Origin of the sequence: Sphingomonas sp. 8AM (genome assembly GCF_902506455.1) — a bacterium.
Lineage (GTDB): Bacteria > Pseudomonadota > Alphaproteobacteria > Sphingomonadales > Sphingomonadaceae > Sphingomonas.
Genome location: NZ_LR733844.1, coordinates 2,566,809 through 2,590,992 on the forward strand (window position 1 = coordinate 2,566,809; position 24,184 = coordinate 2,590,992).

The 24,184-nt window shown below is 66.8% G+C and carries 16 protein-coding genes and 2 tRNA genes; 3 read left to right on the forward strand and 15 right to left on the reverse strand.

All coding sequences use genetic code 11. The features are described from left to right. Positions 1-52: 52 nt before the first annotated feature. Genes BACI71_RS12165 through BACI71_RS12175 form a run of 3 tightly spaced genes read right to left on the reverse strand, consistent with a single transcriptional unit; the run spans position 53 to position 4,769 of the window. On the reverse strand, positions 53-1,645 hold the full coding sequence (locus BACI71_RS12165; protein ID WP_159758965.1) for a GspE/PulE family protein: 1,593 nt from the start codon (positions 1,643-1,645) through the stop codon (positions 53-55). Next, positions 1,642-3,861 carry a type II secretion system secretin GspD gene (gene gspD / locus BACI71_RS12170; RefSeq protein WP_159758967.1) on the reverse strand — a complete coding sequence of 740 codons (2,220 nt, stop codon included), beginning with the start codon at positions 3,859-3,861 and terminating at the stop codon, positions 1,642-1,644. Before gspD ends, BACI71_RS12165 begins: the two co-directional genes overlap by 4 nt. After that, positions 3,858-4,769, reverse strand: coding sequence for a type II secretion system protein N (locus tag BACI71_RS12175; protein WP_159758969.1), 912 nt, complete (start codon positions 4,767-4,769; stop codon positions 3,858-3,860). Before BACI71_RS12175 ends, gspD begins: the two co-directional genes overlap by 4 nt. A 117-nt stretch (positions 4,770-4,886) precedes the next feature. Between BACI71_RS12175 and BACI71_RS12180 the strand changes: the two genes are divergently transcribed. Beyond that, positions 4,887-5,516, forward strand: a complete 630-nt coding sequence (locus BACI71_RS12180) for a prolyl hydroxylase family protein (RefSeq protein ID WP_159758971.1) — start codon at positions 4,887-4,889, stop codon at positions 5,514-5,516. Between the two features lie 126 nt (positions 5,517-5,642). Here the strand turns inward: BACI71_RS12180 and BACI71_RS12185 are convergent, their stop codons facing one another. From BACI71_RS12185 to lon, 5 genes are all read right to left on the reverse strand, one after another. Further along, complete coding sequence (locus BACI71_RS12185) at positions 5,643-8,465, reverse strand: TonB-dependent receptor domain-containing protein (RefSeq protein ID WP_159758973.1); 2,823 nt, start codon at positions 8,463-8,465, stop codon at positions 5,643-5,645. Positions 8,466-8,560: 95 nt separating this feature from the next. Then, positions 8,561-10,225 carry a hypothetical protein gene (locus BACI71_RS12190; RefSeq protein WP_159758975.1) on the reverse strand — a complete coding sequence of 555 codons (1,665 nt, stop codon included), beginning with the start codon at positions 10,223-10,225 and terminating at the stop codon, positions 8,561-8,563. Between the two features lie 560 nt (positions 10,226-10,785). Then, a tRNA-Val gene (locus BACI71_RS12195) sits at positions 10,786-10,860 on the reverse strand. A 61-nt stretch (positions 10,861-10,921) separates the two neighbouring features. After that, the gene (locus BACI71_RS12200) at positions 10,922-11,194 is read right to left on the reverse strand and encodes an HU family DNA-binding protein (protein WP_159758977.1); all 273 of its coding nucleotides are present in this window, start codon (positions 11,192-11,194) and stop codon (positions 10,922-10,924) included. 163 nt (positions 11,195-11,357) lie between these two features. Beyond that, positions 11,358-13,754, reverse strand: a complete 2,397-nt coding sequence (gene lon / locus BACI71_RS12205; protein WP_159758979.1) for an endopeptidase La — start codon at positions 13,752-13,754, stop codon at positions 11,358-11,360. Between lon and BACI71_RS12210 the strand changes: the two genes are divergently transcribed. Both BACI71_RS12210 and BACI71_RS12215 read left to right on the forward strand, forming a co-directional pair. Further along, positions 13,753-15,513, forward strand: a complete 1,761-nt coding sequence (locus tag BACI71_RS12210; RefSeq protein WP_159758981.1) for a M1 family metallopeptidase — start codon at positions 13,753-13,755, stop codon at positions 15,511-15,513. The two genes, lon and BACI71_RS12210, sit on opposite strands and share 2 nt — an antisense overlap. Then, complete coding sequence (locus BACI71_RS12215) at positions 15,483-15,728, forward strand: hypothetical protein (protein ID WP_159758983.1); 246 nt, start codon at positions 15,483-15,485, stop codon at positions 15,726-15,728. Before BACI71_RS12210 ends, BACI71_RS12215 begins: the two co-directional genes overlap by 31 nt. A gap of 43 nt (positions 15,729-15,771) precedes the next feature. Here the strand turns inward: BACI71_RS12215 and BACI71_RS12220 are convergent, their stop codons facing one another. The 7 genes from BACI71_RS12220 to BACI71_RS12250 form a co-directional block, all read right to left on the reverse strand. After that, a complete protein-coding gene (locus BACI71_RS12220; RefSeq protein WP_201297364.1) occupies positions 15,772-16,896 on the reverse strand; it encodes a calcium:proton antiporter in 1,125 nt (374 codons plus the stop codon). 345 nt (positions 16,897-17,241) lie between these two features. Continuing rightward, on the reverse strand, positions 17,242-18,510 hold the full coding sequence (gene clpX, locus BACI71_RS12225) for an ATP-dependent Clp protease ATP-binding subunit ClpX (protein WP_159758985.1): 1,269 nt from the start codon (positions 18,508-18,510) through the stop codon (positions 17,242-17,244). Between the two features lie 266 nt (positions 18,511-18,776). Continuing rightward, positions 18,777-19,463: an ATP-dependent Clp protease proteolytic subunit gene (locus BACI71_RS12230; RefSeq protein WP_159758987.1), complete on the reverse strand. Its 687-nt coding sequence runs from the start codon at positions 19,461-19,463 to the stop codon at positions 18,777-18,779. A 56-nt stretch (positions 19,464-19,519) separates the two neighbouring features. Continuing rightward, entirely contained in the window at positions 19,520-20,464 is a 945-nt protein-coding gene (locus BACI71_RS12235) for a glycosyltransferase family 2 protein (protein ID WP_159758989.1), read from the reverse strand. Continuing rightward, positions 20,461-22,017, reverse strand: coding sequence for a hypothetical protein (locus BACI71_RS12240; protein ID WP_159758991.1), 1,557 nt, complete (start codon positions 22,015-22,017; stop codon positions 20,461-20,463). Before BACI71_RS12240 ends, BACI71_RS12235 begins: the two co-directional genes overlap by 4 nt. A 149-nt stretch (positions 22,018-22,166) precedes the next feature. Continuing rightward, positions 22,167-23,852, reverse strand: coding sequence for a trigger factor (gene tig, locus BACI71_RS12245; RefSeq protein WP_159758993.1), 1,686 nt, complete (start codon positions 23,850-23,852; stop codon positions 22,167-22,169). Between the two features lie 58 nt (positions 23,853-23,910). Then, a tRNA-Leu gene (locus BACI71_RS12250) sits at positions 23,911-23,995 on the reverse strand. Positions 23,996-24,184 lie beyond the last annotated feature (189 nt).

The following is a 24,184-nucleotide window of genomic DNA, read 5'->3' on the forward strand; positions in this document are numbered from 1 at the left end:
CACGCTACCCACGCCCGGCCCCTCCCTTACAGGGAGGGGAGCACATTCGGGCTTAGTGCGCATCGGCGATCACGGCTTCGGCGGCATCGGCGTTTTCGCTGCGGGAGACGCGAATTGCTTCTTCCGCAGTGGTTTGCCCGCTCTCCACCAACCGCCGCGCGGCGGTGGCCAGCGTGTCGTTGTTGGCGAAGGTGTGGCGCGCGATGGCATCTTCGTCGCCGCCCTCGTTGATCAGGCGGCGGACGGTCGCATCGACGCGGACCGCTTCATAGACGCCGATCCGGCCGCGGAAGCCGGTTCTGTTGCAATTCTCGCAGCCTACCGCCTCGTAGACCGTCGCCGTCGGATCGATGCCGAGCAGCGGCGCAACCGTCGCCGATGCTGGCACCGGGCGCGCGCAATGTTTGCACAGGCGTCGCACCAGCCGCTGCGCGATCACGGCGCGCAGCGTCGAGGCGAGCAGGAACGACTCGACCTTCATGTCGCGCATCCGCGTGATCGCGCCGACCGCGTCGTTGGTGTGGACGGTCGAGAGCACGAGGTGGCCCGTCAGCGACGCCTGCACCGCGATCTCGGCGGTTTCGCGGTCGCGGATTTCGCCGATCATCACCACGTCCGGGTCCTGCCGCAGGATCGCGCGCAGCCCGGCGGCGAAGGTCAGCCCGACCTTGGCATTGACCTGCGTCTGCCCGACCCCCTCGACCGCATATTCGACCGGGTCCTCGACGGTCAGGATGTTGCGGCTGCCGTCGTTGAGCAGGCGCAGGGCGGCGTAGAGCGTCGTCGTCTTGCCGCTGCCGGTCGGTCCCGTCACCAGCACGATGCCGTTCGGCTCGGCAATCGCCTCGCGCAGCAGCGCGTACATCGGCGCACTCATCCCGAGCGCGTCGAGGTCGATGCCGGCATTTTCCTTGTCGAGAATACGCAGCACGACGCGCTCCCCGGCGCGGCTGGGCAAGGTCGAGACGCGGACGTCGAGCAATTTGCCGCCGAGCGTCAGCCCCATGCGGCCGTCCTGCGGCACGCGCCGTTCGGCAATGTCGAGCCGCGCCATGACCTTGATGCGGCTGACCACCACGGGCGCGACGTGCGGCGGCATGCGGAGCGTCTCGCGCAGCACGCCGTCGATACGCATCCGCACCACGAGGCCGGTCTCGTATGGCTCGATATGGATGTCCGACACACCGTTGCGTGCGGCGTCGGCAATGATGCCGTTGATGAGCCGGATCGCGGGCGCATCGTCGGCGGTGTCGAGCAGATCCTCGGCGGTCGGCAAACCCTCGGCAAGCAGGTCGAGTTCGTCGCCCATGCCCACGGCGGCGGCAGCGGTCGCCTGACCGTCCATCGCATAATTCTCGCCGAGCAGGCGATCGAACACCGCGGGCGCGACCACCGCGACATCGAACGCGCGCCCGAGCACCCGGCGCACCTCGATCAGCGCGCGGGGATCGCTGCCCTCCCGCAATGCCACGCTTAGATCGGGGCCGGCGCCATCAAGCACGACGCCGAACTTGCGCGCGAACGCATAGGGCAGCGCGACCGGCGGCAGGACGGGCACGGAGCCGGTCAGCACCGTCGCGCCGTCCGGGGCGGGCGGCAGCGGCGCAGCGGCCGCGTCGATCTCCGCTCCGGTGCGCAGGATCATTTGCGCTTGCCTTTGCCGGTGATGACGCTGGTCGAGTTGCGATAGACCGGCACGCCGACGCGCGGATCCTCGATGCTGCCCGGCTCGCCCGGCGCGGGCAGCGGCGGGGTGGCGCCCATGTAGTCGCGGACCAGTTCGTCGATCGACGGCTCGGACGCCGGGTCCTGCAAGCCCTGCTGGAGCCGGAGATAACCGTAGCGGCGTTCGGTGACGCGGCGGTTCTCCTCCGCCGAGCGGATCACGGTCGGGCGGATGAAGATCATCAGGTTCGACTTGGCGCGGGTCTTCGCCTTGCTCTTGAACAGATTGCCGAGGATCGGGATGTCGCCGAGGAACGGGATCTTCTCGATCGTGCGCCGCTCCTCGTCGGAGAGCAGCCCGCCGATCACCCCGATCGCGCCGTCATCGACGGTCAGCACCGTCTCGACCTCACGCTTGTTGAGGATCAGGTCGGAATTGTTGCTGCTGACCGGACCGGCGATCGAGCTGACCTCCAGATGGAGGTTCATCTTGATCGTGCCCGAGGAGTTGACCTGCGGGCGGACGTCGAGCCCGATGCCGACATTCTGGCGCTGCGTCGTGCGGAAGGCATTGTCGAAATTGTTCGACAGCGCCTCGCCGGTGGTGATCGGGATTTCCTGCCCGACCAGCGTATGCGCTTCCTGATTATCGAGCGTCATGATCTGCGGGACCTGCAACAGGTTGGACTGCGTATCGCTCTTCACCGCATTGATGATCGCGCCGAAGATTGTGCTGCCGACCTGCCCGCCGAACCCGCCGAACCCGCCCTGCGAGCCGATGATCGAGCTGATCGCGGATTGCGTGAGCGTGTTCGACGCGCTGTTGTTGACGTTGGTGGTGGTGCGGGTGCCGTCTGGCGCGACGACGGTCGTCTGCGTGCTGCCGAGCCGTTGCGCGCCGACTGCGCCCGCAATCTGGAGGATGTTGGGCGCGGAATTGCTGAAGGTCGAGGCGGCGAACGCGCCGCCGTCGATATTGCCGAGCAGGAATTGCGCGCCGAGCCGGTTGACGGTGCTGTCCGATACTTCGGCGACGATCGCCTCGACCAGCACCTGCTGACGGCGCTGGTCGAGCTTGCGGATTACGTCCGCGAGCTGACGCTGGACGTCGGCGGGGGCGGCGACGACGATCGCGTTCGCGCCGGCATAACGCGTCACCACCGCCGCGGTGCGCGCGCCCTCCCCGCGGATCGCCGCCTGTTGCGGCTGGCTGCCCGATTGCTGCGTGGCGGTCTGCTGCGACTGGCTGCGCGTCGCCGGCTGCGGGGTGGCGCCGACCCCGGTCGAACCGGTGCTGGACGTGCTGAGCCCGGTGCGGCTGAGCCCCTGCTCCTGCACCGCATCGGGGGCCTGCCCGACGAGCTGCTGGAGCACCGGCAATAATTGATTGGCGTCGGCGTTTTCGAGGAAGACGACGCGGATCTCGGTCGCGTTGCGCGCGCTCTGATCGAGCTCGCGGGCCAGCCCGGCGAGCCGTGCGACGGTCTGCGGATCGCCGCGCAGCGCCACCGCATTGCTGCTCTCGATCGCGACCGCCGAGGCGCCGCCGGTCGCCGCCGCCGCGCCGCCCTGCGCGCCGCCGCCGAGCAGCCCGGTCAGCGCGGTGGCCACCTCGCTGGCGCGCGCGTTCTTGAGCGCGATGATCCGCGTCGCCGAGGTATCGGCGTCGATCCGCCGCACCACTTCGCGGACACGGCGGACGTTGTCCGCGAAGTCGACGACGACGAGGCTGTTGCCGCCACGATTGGCGGTCACCGAACCCTGCGCACTGACCAGCGGGCGGACGGTGTCGACCGCCTGCGCGGCATCGACCGAGCGCAGCCGGATGATCTCGGTAACGAGCTGGTTGCGCTGCGACCCGGCAAGCCCGATCCGACCCGGCTGGCTGGCGGCATTGTCGATTGGCTGGACGCGGAACGCGCCATTGGCGGTCGGCACCGCGATCAGTGCGTTGGCGCGGAGCGTCGACAGGAACACTTCCAGATATTCGCTGCGCGACAGCGGACGGTCGGTGACGACCGTCACTTTTCCCTGCACGCGATTGTCGATGATGAAGGTGCGCCCCGTCACCTTGGCGGCATCGGCGATGAACGCGCGGATGTCGGCATCGCGCACGTTGAGCGTGGTCTGCGCGAGCGCGGGCTGCGCCGCGGCGAGGAGGACGAGCGGCGACAGGAAAGTGGCGGTGCGGTTCATCGAGCTACCGGAATGGTGAGCGGCAACGGCTGCCCGCCGCGCTCGACCGTGAGGGACAGGGTGCCGCCCGACGCGCGCGCGCGGGTCAGCATATCGAGATCGGACGGGCCGCTGATCGGGCGCCCCGCCACCGTCGTGATGATGTCACCGTCGCGCAGCCCCGCGGCGCGAAACGCCGTGCCGCCTTGCCCGCGGACCGTAACCCCGGTGACCTTGCCGCCCTCGATCCGTGGGATGGCGTTGATCTCGGAGCGCAGCTGCTGCGGCGAGACGCTCGCCGCGCCGGGCGCGAGCGGTCCGCCGCTGGGTGTCTCGGTCGGGGTGCCACGGCCGGATCCACCCTGCGGTGACGGCGGCGCGGGCGGCACGCCCGGCGCTGGCGGAAATTTCGCAGGGTCGCTCGACGGCGCGGTGACGATGCCGCTGCTGCCCGACTGGTCGAGGAACAGATCCTCGCTGCGCCCGCCGCGATCGAGCGTGACGTGATCGAAGGCGACCGCCTTGAGCGTGACGCCGGGCACGACCTCCTCGCCCACCGCAACACTCTTCTGCACGCCGTCCGGCCCGGCGATGATCGCCGCGCCGCGCGCCTGTGCGCTGTCCATCCGCGTGCCGAACAGGGTGAGCTGGAGCGACGTGACCGCGCTGGGGCCCTGCGCCTGGGCGGCGCCGCTGACCCGATAGAAGGGATCGAAGCCCGCCAGCACGCCCGCCGCGTCGGCGGGCACGGTCGGCCCAGCCGGCACCCACGCGCCGAGCGGCGCGACGGGCGTGAGCACCACCCACGCCAGCCGCGCGCATTGCACCGCCAGCACCGCAAGCAGCGCCAGCTCGGCCGCGGAATAGACATTCACCACAGGCAGCCGGCGCAGGATCGCGCGCGCACGGGCATCGAACTTCAAACGCATCGGCCTGGCCAACTCCCCGCGAACGGCCGCTAGGTAAACCATATTACGTGGCTATTGCAGCTTTGTGTAATATTTCTGTGCTTGGGCGACTGCCTTTACCTGTGGCACTAACCCGCAATGGCCACCGACCCGATCGCCGCCCGGCTTTCCGCCCTTTCCGGCTTCCAGCGCCTGCCCAGCCCGAAGCTGACCTTGTTCGTCAAGCGCGCGTTTCTGAGCCCCTCCACCTGCGCGCATCTGGTCGACCTCATCGACCTCGGCCGCCGGCCGTCGACGATCGCCGACCCGAATGGCGACACCGCCTTCCGCACCAGCGAGACCTGCGACCTGCCCGCGACCGATCCGGTGGTGGAGGAGGTGGACGCGGCGCTTGCGGCGGCGACCGGGCTCGATCCGCTGCATGGCGAGCCGATCCAGGGGCAGCGCTATGCCGTCGGGCAGGAGTTCAAGGCGCATACCGATTATTTCGAGCCGAATGGCGCGGACTTCGCGCGCTATTGCAGCGTCGCGGGCAACCGCACCTGGACCGCGATGATCTATCTCAACGACCCCGAGGGGGGTGGCGCGACGCGGTTCAAGGCGGCCGACAAGACGATCCAGCCCGAGCGGGGCAAGCTGGTCTGCTGGAACAATTGCCGGCCAGACGGGACGCTCAACCCGGCGACGATCCACCACGGGATGAAGGTGCGCGCCGGAACGAAGTACATCATCACCAAATGGTATCGCGAGCGGGCGTGGGGGTGGTGAACCCGCGCTGTCCTGCGCACTGCCCGTCGCCCCGGACCTGATCCGGGGCCCCGCTTCCTTCTCGCAGTAGAAGCGGGATCCCGGATCAGGTCCGGGATGACGGTATGGCAGACGCCACTCCCCGGGTCAGAACGTGACGCTGGCCCCGAGCGTGAACAGCCGCCCGAGCCGGTAATTGTTGATGTCGACGCGGTTTCCGCCCTCGAAGATCTGGAACTCCTGATAGCGCGTGCCGGTCAGGTTGCGCATCTCGGCCTTGATCTCGACCTTGTTGCTCAGGAAATCGACCGTCTGGCGCGCGACGAAGTCGAGCCGGATGCCCGGCTTCTCGATAATGTCGGGCTGGAAGCCGGCACCGCCCAGCAGCGACGGCCCGCGATTGGTGACGCGCTCGCTGGCGTAGTTGAACAGCAAGGTCGCCTGCGTGCCATTGTCCTTGTCCTCATAGCCGAGCTGCAGGTTGACGAGGTGGTCGGACTGGCCGGTGAGCGGCGCGCCATCGCGGAACAGGCTGGCGGCCGGCGCGAAGTTGGCCTGGCAACCGCCGAGCATCGTCCCTTCCAGCACGCCGGGGACGCAGCTGCGGTCGGCGGTGAGCGCGGAGTGCGTCCAGGTGTAGTTGGCGATCACCACCGCGCGCTTGCCCGCCATTCCGGCGGAGATGAAGTCGAGCGGGATGTACTTCTGCGCCTCGATCTCGGCGCCGTACAATTTGGCGTGCGGCAGGTTGGTGAAACCGGTCTGGAGCCGCGCGTCGGGGGTCGGGAAGAAGCCGACCTGCTCGATCGGATTGTCGATGCGCTTGTAGAAGCCCGCCAGCGTGATCCGCTGGTCGCGCGCGAAGAACCATTCGTAGCGCGCCTCGAGGTTGTAGAGTTCCGAGTCCTTCAGCCGGGGATTGCCGAAGAACAGGCGATCCGATTCGAAGTCGCGGAAGGCCTGCGGAGCCAGCTCGCGGAACTGCGGGCGTGCGATCGTCTTCGACGCGGCGAGGCGCAGCTGCATGTCCTGCGCGAAATTCCACGTCAGCGTCGCGCCGGGCAGGAAATAATCGTTCTTCAGTCGCGTCCCGGTGGCGTTGACCGGCGTGACGCGCTGCGTGGCGGTTTCGTAGCGGACGCCGACGATCGCGCGAACGCCGTCAAACGCCTCGGCCTCGGCCTGCGCGTAGCCGGCGTGGACGCGCAGCGAGGCGTCATAGGCGTAGGAGCCGTTCTGCCCGGCATCGAAGCGCATCTGCACCGCGGTATCGGACGGATTGCCCGCGCCCGGCACCGGGCAGCCGTTCACCACATCGGGCGACAGCAGGTAATCCGGGCGGAACAGGTTGCACGGGAACGGGATCGCCCCACCCGCTACCGTCTGATAGGTGAACGGCAGGCGCGTCGAGGTGCGCTCGTTCTCCGAGTAATAATAACCCGCCGACAACGTCATCGGGCGCTCGCCCTGGAACTTGTAGGCGACGTCCGCCTGACCCGAATAGAGGTTCTCGTTCAACTCGCTGAACACGACGGTCGCGAAACGGTCGAAAGCGTTGGTCGCCTGCCACACGCCCGGGCAGCTTACGCCGGTATCGGACACCGGCGCATTGCCCAGATCGGTGTTGAGCGACGTGTTGCACAGATAGATGAACTGGCGCTCATAGGGTGAATTACGCTGCGAATTGGCATAGGCGCCGCGCACGTCGATCGACAGATCCTGCAAGGGCTTGAACTCGCCGACCAGCTGCGTTTCGATCAGCTTGCGCTCGAACCAGCTGGTGTTCTGCTGGAACAGCGGGTTGCCGCTGGAATTGTTGTAGACGGTCGCCGCCGAGGCGCGCCCCTGCTTGAGGGTGTCGTGGATGTAGACGTTGGTCCAGCGGATCTTGTTCTCGCCAAACTCCGCGCCGAACCCGAGCAAGCCGTTCACCACCGCGCGATTGTCGGTGATGACGGTCTGGAAATCGTTACGGATCGTGCCGTCGTTGCTGACGGTATCCTGCTGCACCGCGTCGCGGGTGCGCCAGTTGTTCGAGACACCGACACTGCCGATCAGCCCGACGCGCGTGCCGCCGAGATCGCCGGTGACGCCGAGGTCGAGACTGCCCGAATAATTGGCGGGAATGTCGCTGTTGCGCTGGAGCAGGGTGGTGCGCGCGTTCGACAGCTGCAGCACCTGCGCACCGGGGATCACACCAGTGCCGGTCGGCGCCTGCCTGATGAAATCGGGGACGTTGCGCTCGCCGCCGTCATAGCCGAGCCAGTCGGTCTTCGACCCGAAATAGGTATAGCCGAGCCGCCCGGTCGTCTCGGTGTCGATCCCGCCCGAGGCGCCGACGGTGAAGAAATTCTCGTCGGGGATCGCCTTGGTCGTCAGGTTGATGACGCCGCCGCCGAACTCGCCGGGATAATTGACCGAATAGGTCTTCTGGACCAGCGCCGAGCCGACGACGGTCGTCGGGAAGATATCCAGCGGAACCGTCCGGCGCAGCGGCTCGGGGCTGGGCAGCGGCGAACCGTTGAGCAACGCCGACGAATAGCGATCGCCGAGCCCGCGTACGAAGACATAGCCGTTGCCGACCACCGACAGGCCGGTGACGCGGGTCAGCGCGCCCGCGATGTCGCCCTCGCCGGTCCGCGCGATGTCCGCGCTCGACAGCACGCTGACGACCTGCGCGGTAGCGCGGACCGCATTGGGGATGTTGCGCCCGACGACGACGATGTCGCCAGCCGTGCTGGCGTCTACGCCGGGGGCGGAGATTTCGGCCTGATCGTCCGCACCGCCAGGCACGGCGTCCTGCGTCGCCTCTGCCTGCTGTTCGGCAGAAGCCGCCTGGCCGGGCGAGGTCGTGCTGGTCTGCGCCGGGCCGGCGGGCGTCGACGGGGCCGGAGCGACCTGCGCCAGCGCCGCGGGGGCGACCAGCGTGGTCGTCAGAAGAAGGAGCGTGGCGAGAGTGCGCTGGCGCATGTCGAAATCCAGTCTGGTTCTAATAAGCGGACCCGGGGTGGCGCGATCAGGCGCTCCCCGGGCTCCGCCGAGCATCACGAGGGGCTAAGCGCGCCTCAGCGGCCCTGGCACTGGAAGTAGATCGAGTTGAAGGTCGGCGGGCCGACGTCCTGCAACGCGCTGTTGGCGGGGCGGATCGTCGTGCGCGTGTCGCCCGAGCCCGCGCCCGCGATGAGGTTGACGCACGCCTCGCCCGCCGGAGCCTTCACGATCCCGTTGACGAACGCGAAGTCCGCCCCGCCTCGCAGACGGATCGCCGCGACCGGGTTGTTGGTCGAATTGGTCTGGATGAAGGTGAAATTGGCGTAGCGGCCGTAGGTGCGTGGCAGCAGGTCCTCGGCATTGTTCGAGTCGATCTCGGTCGCGAACGAGTCGTTGGTGGCGCCATTCGCCTTCTGTGCGGCGATGATGAACTGCATGAAGCCGCGCCAGCCGTTGTCGACGTCGAAGCCATCGTCATCCGCGCCGGTCACGACGAAATACTTCAGGTTGGTGGTGCCACCGAAGATCTCGATCCCGTCGTCGGCCGAATTGTGGCTCTGGACGTGGTCGATTGTCGTGCCCGAGCCGGTGCCGCCCAGCGTCAGGCCCTGCAGCTCATTGCCTTCGCTGATCGCGATCCCGGTGTAGCGGATCTGGACGTACTGCATCGTGCCCGAGCTGTCGGCGGCATCGGTGCCGCCGTATTGATGCCCGCTCACACCCTCGATCTGCTGCTGGCACGGCGTCGTTGCGCCCGCCGAGGTGCCGTCCGCGGTGTTGGGGCCGGTGCCGGTGGCGCAGACCGCGGTCGGCGCCTTGCCGAGCAGGATCACCCCGCCCCACAGGCCTTGCGACGAGTCCGACACGCCGTTGTTGGCGAGGTTCTGCTGCGCGGTGAAGATGATCGGCGCGTCGGCGGTGCCGACGGCGTTGATCTTGCTGCCACGGTTGACGAGCACGACGTCGTTCGAGGTTTCGGTCGAGTCCGCCGCGAGCACGACGCCCGGCTGGATCGTCAGCGTCGCCGCCGCGCCGCCGTCGACGCCAACCTCGGTGAGGCCACGGAACCGGTAGACGAGGCCGGGCACCTTCGCGAGGGTGAGGTCGGCAGTGATGATCGCCGGCAAGCGGCAGTAGCGGAACGTGCCGGCGGTCGTGACCGAACCTGCGCTGTTGCGGATTTCATTGGTGCCGTCATCGGTCAGGCCCGTCGGGCAGGACGCCGCCGGCGTGCCGGTGCCGATCGACGGCACCGCGGTGCACGCGCCGCTGTTCAGGAACGTCGCGCTCGACGAATTGCAGGTCCAGCCCGAGAACGCATTGTCGTTCGGGCCGCTGAGCGCACCGACGAAGCTGGTGTTCTGGATGAAGCCGGTGTTGCCCAGCACGGTCTGCGGATTGCTGGCGGTCGCGAGCGAGGTGCCGCCGACCGGGTAAACGCCGCCGAGGGTCGTGCCGAAGCCGTTGACATTGTTGTTCTGCCCGGCGTTGACGATCGCGAGCTGCTCGTCGGCGGTGATCGTCACACCCGACTGCGTGGTGGCGGCGGCGAACTGCGCGGCGGTCAACGGGGTCGGCGTCGCGGTGCCAGTCGGGGTCGGCGTCGGGGCGGGCTGGTTGATCGTGATCGGAATGCTGCCTGCACCCGGCGACGCCACATCGTCCGCACCGCACGACGCCAGCAACAAAGCGGCACTGGATGCCAGCAGCATGTGGCTGCGGCGGCTGAAGCTGACCATGAACTCACTCCCTTCGAGATTCGGGCCCTTTTTCCAGGGCCCTGATCCGAGTCGGACCTGACTGTCCGCTCGATCGTCGAGAGCGCCGCTAGGCGGCTAAGATGACGGCTGAATGCGATTTCAGAGACCGTTGCGTGACGCATCCGTTACGGTTGCATGACATGTGCGAAGGCGGGACGTTTCGAGCGTCGCGATCAATCAATCACTTACGTCATTTCCGCGCAGGCGGGAATCCAGACGCGCCGGTGATCGCGAAGATTGTCGCGCCAGAGGGTCGAGGCCGGATCGACTTCCACCGGGCACTCGACTTCTTTCGTCATCCCGGATGTGATCCGGGAGCCCGCTTGTACCGGAGGTGCCGAAGAAGCGGGGCCGCAGTTCGGGTCCGGGGGGGACGGAGCAAGGAGGCTATCTCCCGACGAACAAGGCCGATCGGTCACCGGGACCCTGAAGGTCGATCTCGAGCCTGGCTCGCGCCTTCGCGGCGCAGCTGCGAGCCACGGACGCAAACGCGAAAAGCCCCGCTGGTCGCTGACCCGCGGGGCTTTTCGTGAACCGGATGGTGGGCGCGACAGGGATTGAACCTGTGACCCCACCCGTGTGAAGGGTGTGCTCTACCGCTGAGCTACGCGCCCATCCGTTGGCGGAGCGGCGCAATTACGCAAGCCCCCCGGCCCTGTCCAGAGCAAATCCGCGTCAGTTGAGCGAATCCTTCAGCACCTTGCCGGCCTTGAACTTCGGCTGGCTGGACGCCTTGATCGTCATCGGCTCCCCGGTGCGCGGATTGCGCCCGGTCGAGGCCTTGCGCTTGCTGACCGCGAAGGTGCCGAAGCCGACCAAACGGACTTCGTCGCCCTTCTTCAGGCAAACCGAGATGGTGTCGAACACCGCCTCGACCGCGCGGCTCGCCTCGTTCTTCCCCAGTCCGGCGGCCGTCGCGACCTGCGCGATCAGTTCCTGCTTGTTCATCCCGCAAAACCCCACTTTCAGAAATTCATTACGACTATGGAATGGATTCGCGGATCGAAGCCCGCATCCGGCCATTAACGCGCGCGCCCACTGCGGAGTCAAACGAAACCGCCGCACCGGAACACCGGTACGGCGGTCGCAATCGCCTGACAATCTATGTGAATTAGTGGTGCAACTCTCCACCCACCGGTGCGATCGGCGCCGGCGGCAGCGCGGCGAGCTCATCGGCCTCGGTCCAGTCGATCGCCTCGAGCGGTCGTACCAGCGCCAGTCGCAACACCTCGTCGACGTGCGCGACCGGCACGATCTTCAGCCCGTCGCGGATGTTCTGCGGGATCTCGGCGAGATCCTTCTCATTCTCCTTGGGAATCAGCACCGTCTCGATCCCGCCGCGCAGCGCGGCGAGCAGCTTCTCCTTGAGACCACCGATCGGCAGCACGCGCCCGCGCAGCGTCACTTCCCCCGTCATCGCCACTTCCTTGCGGACCGGAACACCGGTCAGCGTCGAGACGATCGACGTCACCAGCCCGATGCCCGCCGAGGGGCCGTCCTTGGGCACAGCACCCTCGGGCAGGTGGATGTGAATGTCCTTGCGGTGGAACAGGCTTGGCTTGATCCCGAACGACGGGGAGCGCGCCTGGACGAACGAAAAGGCGGCCTGCACCGATTCCTTCATCACGTCGCCGAGCTTGCCGGTGACCTTCGCCTGTCCCTTTCCGGGAACCGTGACGCTTTCGATCGTCAGCAACTCGCCGCCAACCTCGGTCCAGGCGAGCCCGGTGACGCCGCCGATCTGGTCCTCGGTTTCCGACAGCCCGTGACGGAATTTCTGCACGCCCGCAAAATCGGACAGATTGTCGGGGGTGATCGTGACGCTTTCCGCCTTGCCCTCGAGGATCTGACGCAGCGCCTTGCGGCACAGCTTCGCCAGCTCGCGCTCCAGCGTGCGCACGCCGGCCTCGCGGGTATAGCGCTGGATCAGCGCGCGCAGGCCCTCGTTGGTGAGCGTGAACTCACCCGGCTTCAGCCCGTGCGCCTCGATCTGCTTGGCGACCAGATGCCGCTCGGCGATCTCGACCTTCTCGTCCTCGGTATACCCTTCCAGCCGGATGATCTCCATGCGGTCGAGCAACGGCTGCGGCAGGTTGAGCGAGTTGGCGGTGCAGACGAACATCACGTCCGAGAGGTCGATATCGATCTCGAGATAATGGTCGTTGAACTTCGCATTCTGCTCCGGGTCGAGCACCTCGAGCAGCGCCGAGGCGGGATCGCCGCGGAAGTCCTGACCGAGCTTGTCGATCTCGTCGAGCAGGAACAGCGGGTTGCTGGCGCCGGCCTTCTTGAGGTTGGTCACCACCTTGCCCGGCAGCGAGCCGATATAGGTGCGGCGGTGGCCGCGGATCTCGGCCTCGTCGCGCACGCCGCCCAGCGACTGGCGGATGAACTCGCGCCCGGTCGCCTTGGCGATCGACTTGCCCAGCGAGGTCTTGCCGACGCCAGGGGGGCCGACGAGGCACAGGATCGGCCCCTTGAGCTTGTTGGTGCGCGCCTGCACCGCGAGATACTCGACGATCCGGTCCTTGACCTTCTCCAGCGCGTAGTGATCCTCGTTGAGGATCGCCTCGGCGGCCGGAATGTCTTTCTTGATCTTGCTCTTCTTGCCCCATGGCAGCCCGAGCAGCACGTCGAGGTAGTTGCGGACCACCGTGGCCTCGGCGCTCATCGGCGCCATGGTCTTGAGCTTCTTCAGCTCGGCGGTCGCCTTGGTGCGCGCCTCCTTCGACAGCTTGAGCGTGGCGATCTTCTGGGTCAGCTCGGCGATCTCGTCGCCTTCGCCTTCCTCGCCCTCGTTGCCCAGCTCGCGCTGGATCGCCTTCAGCTGTTCGTTGAGGTAATATTCGCGCTGCGTCTTCTCCATCTGGCGCTTGACGCGGCTCTTGATCTTCTTCTCGACCTGCAGGACGCCGAGCTCGCCCTCCATCAGCGCATAAGCCATTTCAAGCCGCTTGAGCGGATCGGCTTCCATCAGCAGCGCCTGCTTCTCGGCGACCTTGACCTGGATGTTGCCCGCAACGGTGTCGGACAGCCGGCCGGCGGCGTCGATCTCGGCGAGTTGCGCGGCGAGTTCGGCGGGCAGCTTGCGGTTGAGCTTCGCATAATTCTCGAACTGGTCGATCACCGAGCGCATCAGCGCCGCCGCCTCGGGCCCCTCGGCGTCGCCATCGGCGACCGGCGCGACCGTCGCGGTCAGAAACTCGCCACTTTCCTCCAGCGTCTCCAGCGTCGCGCGCGCCTTGCCCTCGACCAGCACGCGCACCGTGCCGTCGGGCAGCTTGAGCAATTGCAGCACCGTGGCGGTGACGCCCATCGAGTAGAGATCGTCACGCGCGGGATCGTCCTCGGCCGGATCGAGCTGCGCGACGAGGAAAATCTCCTTATCGGCAGCCATCGCGGCTTCCAGCGCGGCGACCGACTTGTCGCGCCCGACGAACAGCGGCACGATCATATGCGGGAAGACGACGATGTCGCGAAGCGGCAGAACGGGGAAAGCAGACGTCATGGATACTCCGGTGCCGCCGGTCGGCGACGGCCTATACCCTTTATATGGTGCGTTCGCGCGCGGCATCAATCTTCTGCTCGCGCTCGCCGTCCCGGTCGCGGCCGCCGCCGCGCAACTGCCCGGAAAGGGCGAGCCACCGATCAGCGAACAGACGCAGCTTTCCGGGGGCGTACGCCCCGCCGGACAGGCCGACCTGACACTGCGCTCCGCGGACCTGTCGTTCGCCCCGGATCCGGCGACCCGCCGGATGATGGCGCGCGCGGCGCTGGTCGTGGCGGCGAAGCGCGACGTGGCGGCGATCACGCTCGACCTCGATTCCAACTACAAGGTGGAGTCGGTGACGGTCGACGGCAAGCCGGTGCGGATCACTCGCCCCGACGGCAGGATCGTCGTGCCGCACGCACTGGCGCGCGCGGCGCAGGCCGCAATCGTAATCGTCTACGAAGGAACGCCGCATGTCGCGGTGAACGCGCCGTGGGACGACGGCATGGTCTGGTCGCAGACCCCGGACGGCCAGCCGTGGATCGCGAGCACGACCGAAGGCTATGGCTGCGACCTGTTGTGGCCGTGCCTCGACTTTCCGACCGGCGAGCCAGAGGTGGCCACGCTCCACATCATTGCGCCCAAGGGCCTGAAGGCCCCCTCCAACGGGCGGCTGCTGAAGGTCGAGACGCTGCCCGATGGCCGCACCGTCTGGCATTGGCGCGCGCGGCAGCCGAACACCTACGCGATCGCGATCAACATCGGGCCGTACGAGGTGATCGAGGGCAGCTACAAGAGTCGCTATGGCAATACGATCCCGCTTTATTACTGGCATCTGCCCGGCGAGGGCACGCAGGCGAAGAAGCTGTTCGACGAGTTCACGCCGACGCTCGACTTCTTCGAGAGCGTGATCGGCCCCTACCCGTTCGGCGACGAAAAGCTGGGTGTGGTCGAGACCCCGCACAAGGGCATGGAGCACCAGACGATCAACGCCTATGGCAATGGCTATGCCAAGGCCCCGGAGGGGTTTGACTGGCTGTTCCACCACGAATTCAGCCATGAATGGTTCGCCAACCAGCTGACCGCCGCCAATTGGGACGATTACTGGCTGCACGAGGGCTTCGGCAGTTACATGCAGCCGCTCTACGGCCAGTGGCGCGAGGGCGACGCGCGCTACGCGGTGATGCTGGAGGTGCAGCGCAACCAGATCACCAACCGCGCCCCGATCGTGCGGGACCGCGTGCTGACCGAGGAAGAGGTCTATGAGCCAAGCAAGGGCGGCGCGGGCACCGACATCTATTACAAGGGATCGTGGACGCTCCACACGCTGCGCTGGCTGATCGGAAACCGCGCCTTTTTCGATTCGATACGCCGGGTCGTTTATGGGCGGCGCGATCCAAAGCCGGGCAATTTCACGCCACGTTACGGCTCGACCCGCGAGTTCGAGACGATCGTGCAGGAGGAAAGCGGGCGCGATCTGTCGTGGTTCTTCGACACTTATCTGCGCGATCGTGCGTTGCCCGAGCTGGTGACGACCCGTGACGGTAACCTGCTGCGGCTCGCCTGGCGTACAGAGCGGGCGCGGGTCTTCCCGATGCCCGTCGAACTGACGGTCGATGGCGTGACGCAACGCGTCCAGCTTCCCGACGGCACGGCGACCGTCACCGTGCCGGCCGGGGCGCATGTGGTAATCGATCCGGCGGCGCGCATTTTGCGCCGCTCGGTCGCAGTGGAGGAGTACCAGCAATGGCGACAGCAGCAGCAAAAGCCCCGCTGACCGAACGGGTGATCGAGATGGCAGCGATCTTCATGATCGGTGACGGGCTGCTCGGACTGACGCAGACCGAGCGGCATACCGAGCTGTGGAAGGAGCGCGCGCTGGGCGCCGAGCGGACGGTGCGGCCGTTCGTCGGGCGACCGGGCCGGCGACGCCTCTATGCGCTGGTGCAGGTCGCCGCGGGGCTGGCGTTGGCGGCGCGGCAGCGGGGCTAACCTCGCGACGCCCGTCATGCGAGCGTAACGAGGCAACGACGAGTCAGGGCACCACGGTCGTGAACAGATAGACCGCAAAGATCACCAGATGCACCGCGCCTTGAAGCACGGTGGTCCGCCCGGTGCCGAGCGAGATCGTGGCGATGAACAGCGACAGGGCCAGCAGGATGATTTTCATCGCGCTCAGCCCGAGGGCGAGCGGCAGATCGAGCATCAGGCTGACGATCGCTACCGCCGGAATGGTGAGGCCGATCGTCGCGAGGGCCGAGCCGAGCGCGAGATTGAGGCTGGTCTGAATGCGGTTGCGTGCCGCGGCGCGATAGGCGGCGAGACTTTCGGGAGCGAGCACCAGCGCCGCGATCACCACGCCGACCACGGCCAGCGGCAGTCCGGCGCCGAGCACCGCTTCCTCGACGGTCTGCGACAATGCCTTGGCGAGCAGCACGACCGCGACCAGCGCGACGAGCAGCGTCGCAAAGGCGACCCCGGTGGTGGCGCGGCTCGGCATCGCGGCATGGCCATCCTCGTCACCGTGCTCGGGGAGGAAGTATTCGCGGTGGCGCAGCGTCTGCACCATCACGAACACACCGTACAGCAGCAGGCTGACGACCGCGACCAGTACGAGTTGCGAGGTCGCATAATACGGCCCCGGCGTGGTCAGCGTGTAATTGGGCAGCACCAGGGTCAGCACCGCAAGCGCGGCGAGCGTGCAGAGCGCCGCGCTGACCCCGCGCAGCGTAAAGCGCTGCTCGCCATGCCGGACCCCGCCGACCAGCAGGCACAGCCCGATGATGCCGTTGAGGATGATCATGATCGCCGCGAAAACAGTATCGCGCGCCAGCGCCGAGGCGTCGCCGGCGTCGGAGAGCATCAGTGAGACGATCAGCGAGACCTCAATGACCGTCACTGCGATCGCGAGCACGAGCGTGCCGAACGGCTCACCGACGCGGTGTGCGACGACCTCGGCATGGTGGACCGCGGCGAGCACGCAACCGAACAGCACGATCGTCGCCCCGATCGTACCGGCGGTACCGAGTTTGTAGAGCGACAGCAGCACGGTCAGCAGCCCGAGCGGTGGCATCGCCAGCGTCCACAGCGGCAGGTCGAGTCGGTGGAGCAGCGAACGGCGGACGTCGGCGGGCGGCAAGGCGTCGTCTTCGATGGTCATGCGATCTGGCGGGCTCCCTTCTCCCGACCAATGCATGAGGCGCGGACATGATCCGCGGGTGTAACGATTGGGAACATGCGGAAGCACGCACCCGCCGCAGAAGTACGTCGCCCCAGACTTGATCCGGGGTTCCGATTCTTCTTACGTCAGAAAATAGCGCGATCCCGGATCAAGTCCCGGAACGACATGCCAATCAAGGGGGTAAGCCGTCCCTCTTCCCGTAGCCCCGGGGCTTGATGAGGGGCCTGCTCGTTCACGAGCGTCGGGAGGAAGCGGGGTCCCGGGTCAAGCCCGGGACGACGAAGGTAGAGGGAGCCTATAGGCTCTTTCTACCTTCGTGGCTGGTCAAGCGACCTCGCCGGCCTTCTTGCTCTTCTCGGCATAGACGCGGACCGGGTCCTTGCGGCCCTCGACCACGTCCTTGTCGATCATCACCTCGTCGACCGAGTCCATCCCCGGCAGGTCGAACATCGTGTCGAGCAGAATCGCCTCGAGGATCGAACGCAGCCCGCGCGCACCGGTCTTGCGCTCGATCGCCTTCTTGGCGACCGTGGTCAGCGCGTCGTCGGTGAAGCCGAGCTTGACCTCCTCCATCTCGAACAGCTTCTGGTACTGCTTGACCAAGGCGTTCTTCGGCTCGGCCAGAATCTTGACCAGCGCCGGAATGTCGAGATCCTCCAGCGTCGCGATCACCGGCAGACGACCGACGAACTCGGGGATCAACCCGAACTTGAGCAGATCCTCCGGCTCGGTCTGCCGCAGCACCTCGCCGGTGCGACGCTCTTCCGGAGTCGCGACATAGGCGCCGAATCCGATCGACTTGCCCTGCAGACGGTCGCCGATGATCTTCTCGAGCCCCGAGAAGGCGCCGCCGCAGATGAACAGGATGTTCGTCGTGTCGACCTGCAGGAACTCCTGCTGCGGGTGCTTGCGCCCGCCCTGCGGCGGCACGCTGGCGGTGGTGCCTTCCATCAGCTTGAGCAGCGCCTGCTGGACGCCCTCGCCCGACACGTCGCGGGTGATGGAGGGATTCTCGGCCTTGCGGCTGATCTTGTCGATCTCGTCGATATAGACGATGCCGCGCTGCGCACGCTCGACGTTGTAATCCGACGCCTGGAGCAGCTTGAGGATGATGTTCTCCACATCCTCACCGACATAGCCGGCCTCGGTCAGCGTGGTGGCGTCGGCCATCGTGAACGGCACGTCGAGGATGCGCGCCAGCGTCTGCGCGAGCAGCGTCTTGCCGCAACCCGTGGGACCGACGAGCAGGATGTTGCTCTTCGCCAGCTCGACGTCAGCACCCTTTGCGCCGTGGTTCAGCCGCTTGTAGTGATTGTGGACCGCCACCGACAGCACGCGCTTGGCCTGCTTCTGCCCGATGACATAGTCGTCGAGCACGTCGCAGATTTCCTGCGGCGTCGGCACGCCACCGTCCTTCTTGGCGACCAGCGCGGACTTGGTCTCCTCGCGGATGATGTCGTTGCACAGCTCGACGCATTCATCGCAGATGAAGACGGTGGGTCCGGCGATCAGCTTGCGCACCTCGTGCTGCGACTTGCCGCAGAACGAGCAATAGAGAGTGCTCTTGCTATCGCCGCCACTAAGTTTCGTCATTCAGTCCATCCTTCGTCGCGGATCGTCGACCCGCTCTGTGCGCGGCGCAGGCTAACGCACCGCTCCTTAAGCAACAACGTACAAAGCGCTGTTTGCCGCCGCGCGGCGTGAAGGTCCCGCTTCCCGCCGCCGCAACGTCTTATATCGACCGTCCCGCGGCGGGCTTCAAGGGTAAGCCCGGCGCGGTTCGTCGCGGAACCGTCATAGCGCGGCGGGGTAAGCAATTGGTATCGACGCGCGCCCGCGGCGCGCGTCGTCGTTCCCATTCAGGCAGCCGCGGCGTCTTCCGCCGGCTGCGGACGCTTGTCGAACACCTGATCGATCAGGCCGAATTCCTTGGCTTCCTCGGCGCTCATGAACTTGTCGCGGTCCATCGCGTGCTCGATCTCCGCAAGCGGCTTGCCGGTGTATTTGGCATAAAGCGTGTTGAGGAAGTGGCGCATCCGCAGGATCTCACGCGCCTGGATCTCGATGTCAGCGGCCATTCCCTGCGCGCCGCCCGACGGCTGGTGGATCATGATGCGGCTGTTGGTGGTCGCCACGCGCATCCCGGGCTCACCTGACGCGAGCAGGAAGCTGCCCATCGACGCCGCCTGACCGATGCAAAGCGTGCCGACGCGCGGGCGGATGTATTGCATCGTGTCGTGGATCGCCATGCCCGCCGTGACGACACCGCCCGGCGAGTTGATGTACATATAGATGTCCTTCTTCGGATTTTCCGATTCAAGGAACAGGAGCTGCGCGCAGATCAGGCTGGCCATGCCGTCCTCGACCCCGCCGGTCACGAAGATGATCCGCTCGCGCAGCAGCCGCGAGAAGATGTCGAACGAGCGTTCGCCACGGTTCGACTGCTCGATCACGATCGGGACCAGCCCGGCCGTGGTCGATTGCAGGCCGATCCCGGCGCTCGCCAGCTTGCCCGCGAAGTCGCCGGTCTCGAACGGATTGTGCATGGAAACTCTCTTTTCGCTTAGGAAGAGCAGCAACATCGGTGCTTCCGCGAAACGGTTCAAGCCCCTTCGCTTACCCGCCCCGGCGCGGGAAGCTGCAGATAGGCGAGCCGCCGCACCTCGCGCCGCCCGCGCACCACGGTGTCAAGGATCAGCCCGGCGAAAAAGCAGAGCGCGGCTAGGATGATGAGCCCGGTGGTCAGGATCGCGGTCGGGAAGCGGGGCACCAGGCCGGTATGCATGTACGTGACGACGAGCGGTACCGCGAGGACCACCGCCAGCAACGCCAGCAAGCCGCCGACCGCGCCGAAGAACCAGAGCGGCCGTTCGATGCGGTAGAGCGTGGCGATCGTGCCGACGATCCGCCCGCCGTCGCGGTACGTGCTCAGCTTCGACACCGATCCTTCGGGACGCGCGAAATAGGGCGTGTCGATCTCGCCGACCGGCATCTTGAGTTCGAGCGCGTGGACGCTGATTTCGGTTTCGATCTCAAAACCCACGGAAAGCACCGGGAAGCTTTTGACGAAGCGGCGCGAAAAGACGCGGTAGCCGGTCAGGATATCGGTGAAGCTGCGCCCGAACAGCCGCGTCAGCATGCCGGTCAGCAAGGCGTTGCCGAGCCGGTGCCCCCGCCGATAAGCGGCAGCCGCCTCGCCGACGCGGCAGCCAACCACCATGTCGAGCTGCTCGTCGAGCATTCGCGCAACCAGTGCGGGCGCGGCGCTGGCGTCATAGGTCGCATCGCCGTCCGCCATGACATAGACGTCGGCGTCGACGTCGGCGAACATCCGGCGTACCACCGCGCCCTTGCCCTGGATCCGTTCGGTCCGGACGATCGCCCCTGCGGCGGCGGCGCGCTCGCGGGTGCGATCCCCGCTGTTGTTGTCGTAAACGTAGATTGCCGCATCGGGCAACGCAGCGCGGAACGCCGCCACGGTCTGCGCGATCGCGGCCTCTTCGTTATAGCATGGCAGCAGCACGGCGATCCGCGCGGACGCGTTCACCGTGGCACTCCCTCCACGGCAGCGGCGTGCCGCAGACGGGCTGCCGAAACCAGCGCGAAGAACACCGGCAGCCAGATCAGCCGCCCCTGATAGCGATATTGGGGATCGGCGACCGCGCCGCCGAAGAAGCAGCAAACCAGCATCCCTATACCGGTGATGACCAGCAGGTTGCGCATCAACACGAAGCCGACCCGATCGCGGCGCGCCAGCATCGGCATGGTCACCACCAGCGCGAGCAGCGACGCGATGACGGTCGCGTAGAGGATGCCGTTCATCAGATCGCGCGGCCAGGCATTGCGCCCGGACGGCGTCCGCATGAAGCGCGCGCGGACCGTGCGCGGCAGGCTTTCCCAGCATTCGGCTCCGGTTCCGCAACCCTGATTGAGCGCATCGTAATCGATCCACGCCAGCTGCCGCACGGTGTCGCGTGCCGACGCGGTGAACTGCTCGACCGGATAGGCGCGCAGCACCGCCAGCGCAAAGGCGACATCCTGTTCGCCCATGATCCGGCGCTGCTCGGGCGTGGCGAGCATATAGGCGCCGTATCGCGGATCGAGCGAGAACAGCCAGACGGCATTGTCGTACGGCTTGTCGATGCGGATACGACAGACCTCGAAACGCTTGCCGTCGCATCCGCTGTCGACGAACTGCTTCCCCGGGCCGTCGGCGTAGAACCGGGCGGTGAGCAGCGGCAACAGCTGCGGCGGCCGGCCGATCGCGGCACGGGTCGCCATCGAGGTCACCTGCAACGCCAGCACCGCCACGACGATCGTCCCGGCCGCGGCGTACCAGGCGCGTGCCGGCGGCCGGAGCCAGTCGAGCAGCCGCAGCAGCACCAGCGTGGCGGTCATGCCCAGCAGCATCATGACATGCGTCAGATGCGCGATCGCCGACATCACCATCACCGCGACGAGGAACGCCACTTGCCACCGCGGCAGCCGCCCCGGTATCGCAAGCAGCGCCAGCGCCAGCATTCCGAACGACGCAAAGCCGTCGGCGAGCAACATGCTGTTATAGGTCGGCAGGCTGGTGGTCAGCGAAAGGAACACCACCACCGCGGTCACGATCCCGGGGCTTGCGAGATCGAACCGGCGCAGCACCATGATGATGAGGAGATAGGCGATTACCGCCTGGAGCAGCACGAACGGCCAGAACCAGCCGAGCACCCAGCCGGCGTAGATCAACGCGCCAATATACGGCGAGCGCCCGCTCATCACGAGCCCGCTCTTCAGGTCATTCGCAGTAGGGCTATGATCGGCTTCGGGATTGGTCGGCGGCGCGGTCGGAGTGCCGCGGGCGGGCGGCAACTGCTCGGCATAACGCGCTGTCCAGACCGTCGAGATCGTCCGGCCCGACGCGAGGTGCACCGCCAGATCGGCGGCGCGGATGTAGTTGGTGCTGTCGGGAAAGAAGAACGGCTGCCCGTTGACGAGCCCCGTCCACATCAGCGCGAGGACACAAACGACGTGCCGGACGATGTCGATGGGTCGGGTATGACCGTCACGCGTCGCCACGCGCCGCACCCCGCTTTCGCCCTCCAACGCCATGTCCATCGCAAGCCCCCTTGCCAACGCCCCCGAGCGGCCGCGTCTAACAGCCGGAAAGAGAGGCGTCATCCGCCTTCATCGTGCGACGATGGGACAATCGGTGGCGCACAGGGCCGGCGAGCGTTGCCGCCGCGAACCCCGTGCGCCGACCCTGCTTACTGGCCCTTCTTGGCGCGCGGCTTCTTGGCCGGCGCCGCGTCTGCAGCCTCCGTGCCCTCGGCCGTCTCGGCAGCGTCCGGCGACGATTCGGTCACCTGCGTTTCGGCCTCGACCGGCGCCGCCTTCTTGGCGCGCGGCTTCTTGGCCGGCGCCGCGTCGGCGTCCGCAGCAGCCGGCTCGGTCACCGCGCCGGCGTCCTCGTCCTTGGCAACCGGCTTCTTGGCGGCAGCCTTCCTGGCCGGCTTCGCCTCGGCGGCGTCGCCCTCATCGGTCGCCTCGCCCTTCTTCTTGGTGCGGGCCTGCTTGGGCTTGTGGTTGTCGTGATCGTGGCTGTGCGTGCCGGTCGCGAAACCGTCCTCGCTCTCGATCGCGGCTTCTAGCTCTTCCTTGGTCGTCTCGCGCTCGGTGATCTCGGCCTTGTCGAACAGGAAATCAACCACCTTGTCCTCGTACAGCGGGGCGCGGAGCTGCGCTGCGGCCATCGGGTCCTGCTGGACGTACTGCATGAAGCGCTGACGATCCTCGGGACCGTATTGCTGCGCCGCCTGCATCAGCAGCCGCTGCATTTCCTGCTGCGTGACCTCGACGCCGTTCGCCTGACCGATCTCGCTCAGGAGCAGGCCGAGACGAACGCGGCGCTCGGCGATCTTCCGATAATCGTCGCGCTCTTTCTCCATCTCGTCGAGCGCGGCCTGCGGATCGGGCTCGTGCGTCGCTTCGTGCTGGAGCTGCTGCCAGATCTGGTTGAACTCGGCCTCAACCATCGATGGCGGCACGTCGAAGTCATGTCCCTCGGCCAACTGGTCGAGCAGCTTGCGCTTCATATAGGTGCGCGTCAGGCCGTTGTTCTCCTGCTCGAACTGGCCCTTCACCAGCCCACGCAGCTGCTCGAGGCTTTCCAGCCCGAGGCTCTTGGCCATCTCGTCGTCGATCTGGCTCTCGCCCGCGGTCTTCACCGACTTGATCGTCAGGTCGAAAGTCGCATCCTGCCCGGCCAGCTCCTTCGCGCCGTAATCCGCGGGGAAGGTCACCTTGATCTGGCGCTCCTCGCCGGCCTTCGCGCCGACGACCTGCTCCTCGAACCCCGGGATCAGGCGACCAGCGCCGATCTCGACCGCCATGTCGGTGCCGGTACCGCCGTCGAACGCCACGCCGTCAAGCGTCTTGCCGACGAAGTCCATGACGACCTGATCGCCGGTCTCCGCGGCCTTGTCGCCGGCGTCTTCCCAGCGCTTGGCACCATCGGCGAAGCGCTTGAGCTGCTCGTCGATCGCCGATTCGTCGACCGGGACAGTGAGGCGCTCAAGCTTCAGACCCTCGATCGCCGGTGCCGGTACCTGCGGGAGCACTTCCAGCTCGACCTTCAGCTCGGCGTCCTTGCCCGACTCATAGCCGTCGACCAGCTCGACGCTCGGCTGCATCGCCGGGCGCAGCTGCTTCTCGGCGATCAGCGCCTGAATGCCTTCCTGAATCGAGGTGTTCAGCGCGTCCTGCTCGATCGCCGGGCCGTGCATCTTCTTGACCAGGTTGGTCGGCACCTTGCCCGGGCGGAAGCCCGGCATCTTGATCTGCGGCGCAACGCGCTTCAGCTCGGCATCGACCCGCTTGGCGATGTCGCCGGCGGGGATTGTCAGGGTGAAGGCGCGCTTCAGGCCCTCGTTCAGCGTCTCGACAGTCTGCATTGGCCGCTTTCGTCAGAAGAATTTCGTAAGTGGTGGCCAACCCCGCTTGCGCGGGGACTGGTGCGGGCGAAGGGAATCGAACCCCCACATCTTGCGATACCAGAACCTAAATCTGGCGCGTCTACCAGTTCCGCCACGCCCGCTAGTCGGACACCGCCGGTCGGCGGCATCTATACCGACGCGCGCGATGGGGCAAGCGGGCAACCCGCGCTTCGACGGCGCGTTGAGGGCATGAAGGAGAAAATTGCCATGGCGACCAACCCCGGAGATCTGCCCGCAGACGTGCCGCAGCCGACTCAACCCGGCACGCCCGACACCCCGCCCCCCGAAAT

Coding starts and splice junctions, on each gene's coding strand:
- BACI71_RS12180 (WP_159758971.1), top strand. CDS start 4,887: ATGGCCACCGACCCGATCGCCGCCCGGCTTTCCGCCCTTTCCGGCTTC.
- tig (WP_159758993.1), bottom strand. CDS start 23,852: ATGCAGACTGTCGAGACGCTGAACGAGGGCCTGAAGCGCGCCTTCACC.
- BACI71_RS12215 (WP_159758983.1), top strand. CDS start 15,483: ATGGCGACAGCAGCAGCAAAAGCCCCGCTGACCGAACGGGTGATCGAG.
- BACI71_RS12230 (WP_159758987.1), bottom strand. CDS start 19,463: ATGCACAATCCGTTCGAGACCGGCGACTTCGCGGGCAAGCTGGCGAGC.
- BACI71_RS12220 (WP_201297364.1), bottom strand. CDS start 16,896: ATGACCATCGAAGACGACGCCTTGCCGCCCGCCGACGTCCGCCGTTCG.
- gspD (WP_159758967.1), bottom strand. CDS start 3,861: ATGAACCGCACCGCCACTTTCCTGTCGCCGCTCGTCCTCCTCGCCGCG.
- BACI71_RS12240 (WP_159758991.1), bottom strand. CDS start 22,017: ATGGACATGGCGTTGGAGGGCGAAAGCGGGGTGCGGCGCGTGGCGACG.
- BACI71_RS12190 (WP_159758975.1), bottom strand. CDS start 10,225: ATGGTCAGCTTCAGCCGCCGCAGCCACATGCTGCTGGCATCCAGTGCC.
- BACI71_RS12210 (WP_159758981.1), top strand. CDS start 13,753: ATGGATACTCCGGTGCCGCCGGTCGGCGACGGCCTATACCCTTTATAT.
- BACI71_RS12185 (WP_159758973.1), bottom strand. CDS start 8,465: ATGCGCCAGCGCACTCTCGCCACGCTCCTTCTTCTGACGACCACGCTG.
- clpX (WP_159758985.1), bottom strand. CDS start 18,510: ATGACGAAACTTAGTGGCGGCGATAGCAAGAGCACTCTCTATTGCTCG.
- lon (WP_159758979.1), bottom strand. CDS start 13,754: ATGACGTCTGCTTTCCCCGTTCTGCCGCTTCGCGACATCGTCGTCTTC.
- BACI71_RS12165 (WP_159758965.1), bottom strand. CDS start 1,645: ATGATCCTGCGCACCGGAGCGGAGATCGACGCGGCCGCTGCGCCGCTG.
- BACI71_RS12200 (WP_159758977.1), bottom strand. CDS start 11,194: ATGAACAAGCAGGAACTGATCGCGCAGGTCGCGACGGCCGCCGGACTG.
- BACI71_RS12175 (WP_159758969.1), bottom strand. CDS start 4,769: ATGCGTTTGAAGTTCGATGCCCGTGCGCGCGCGATCCTGCGCCGGCTG.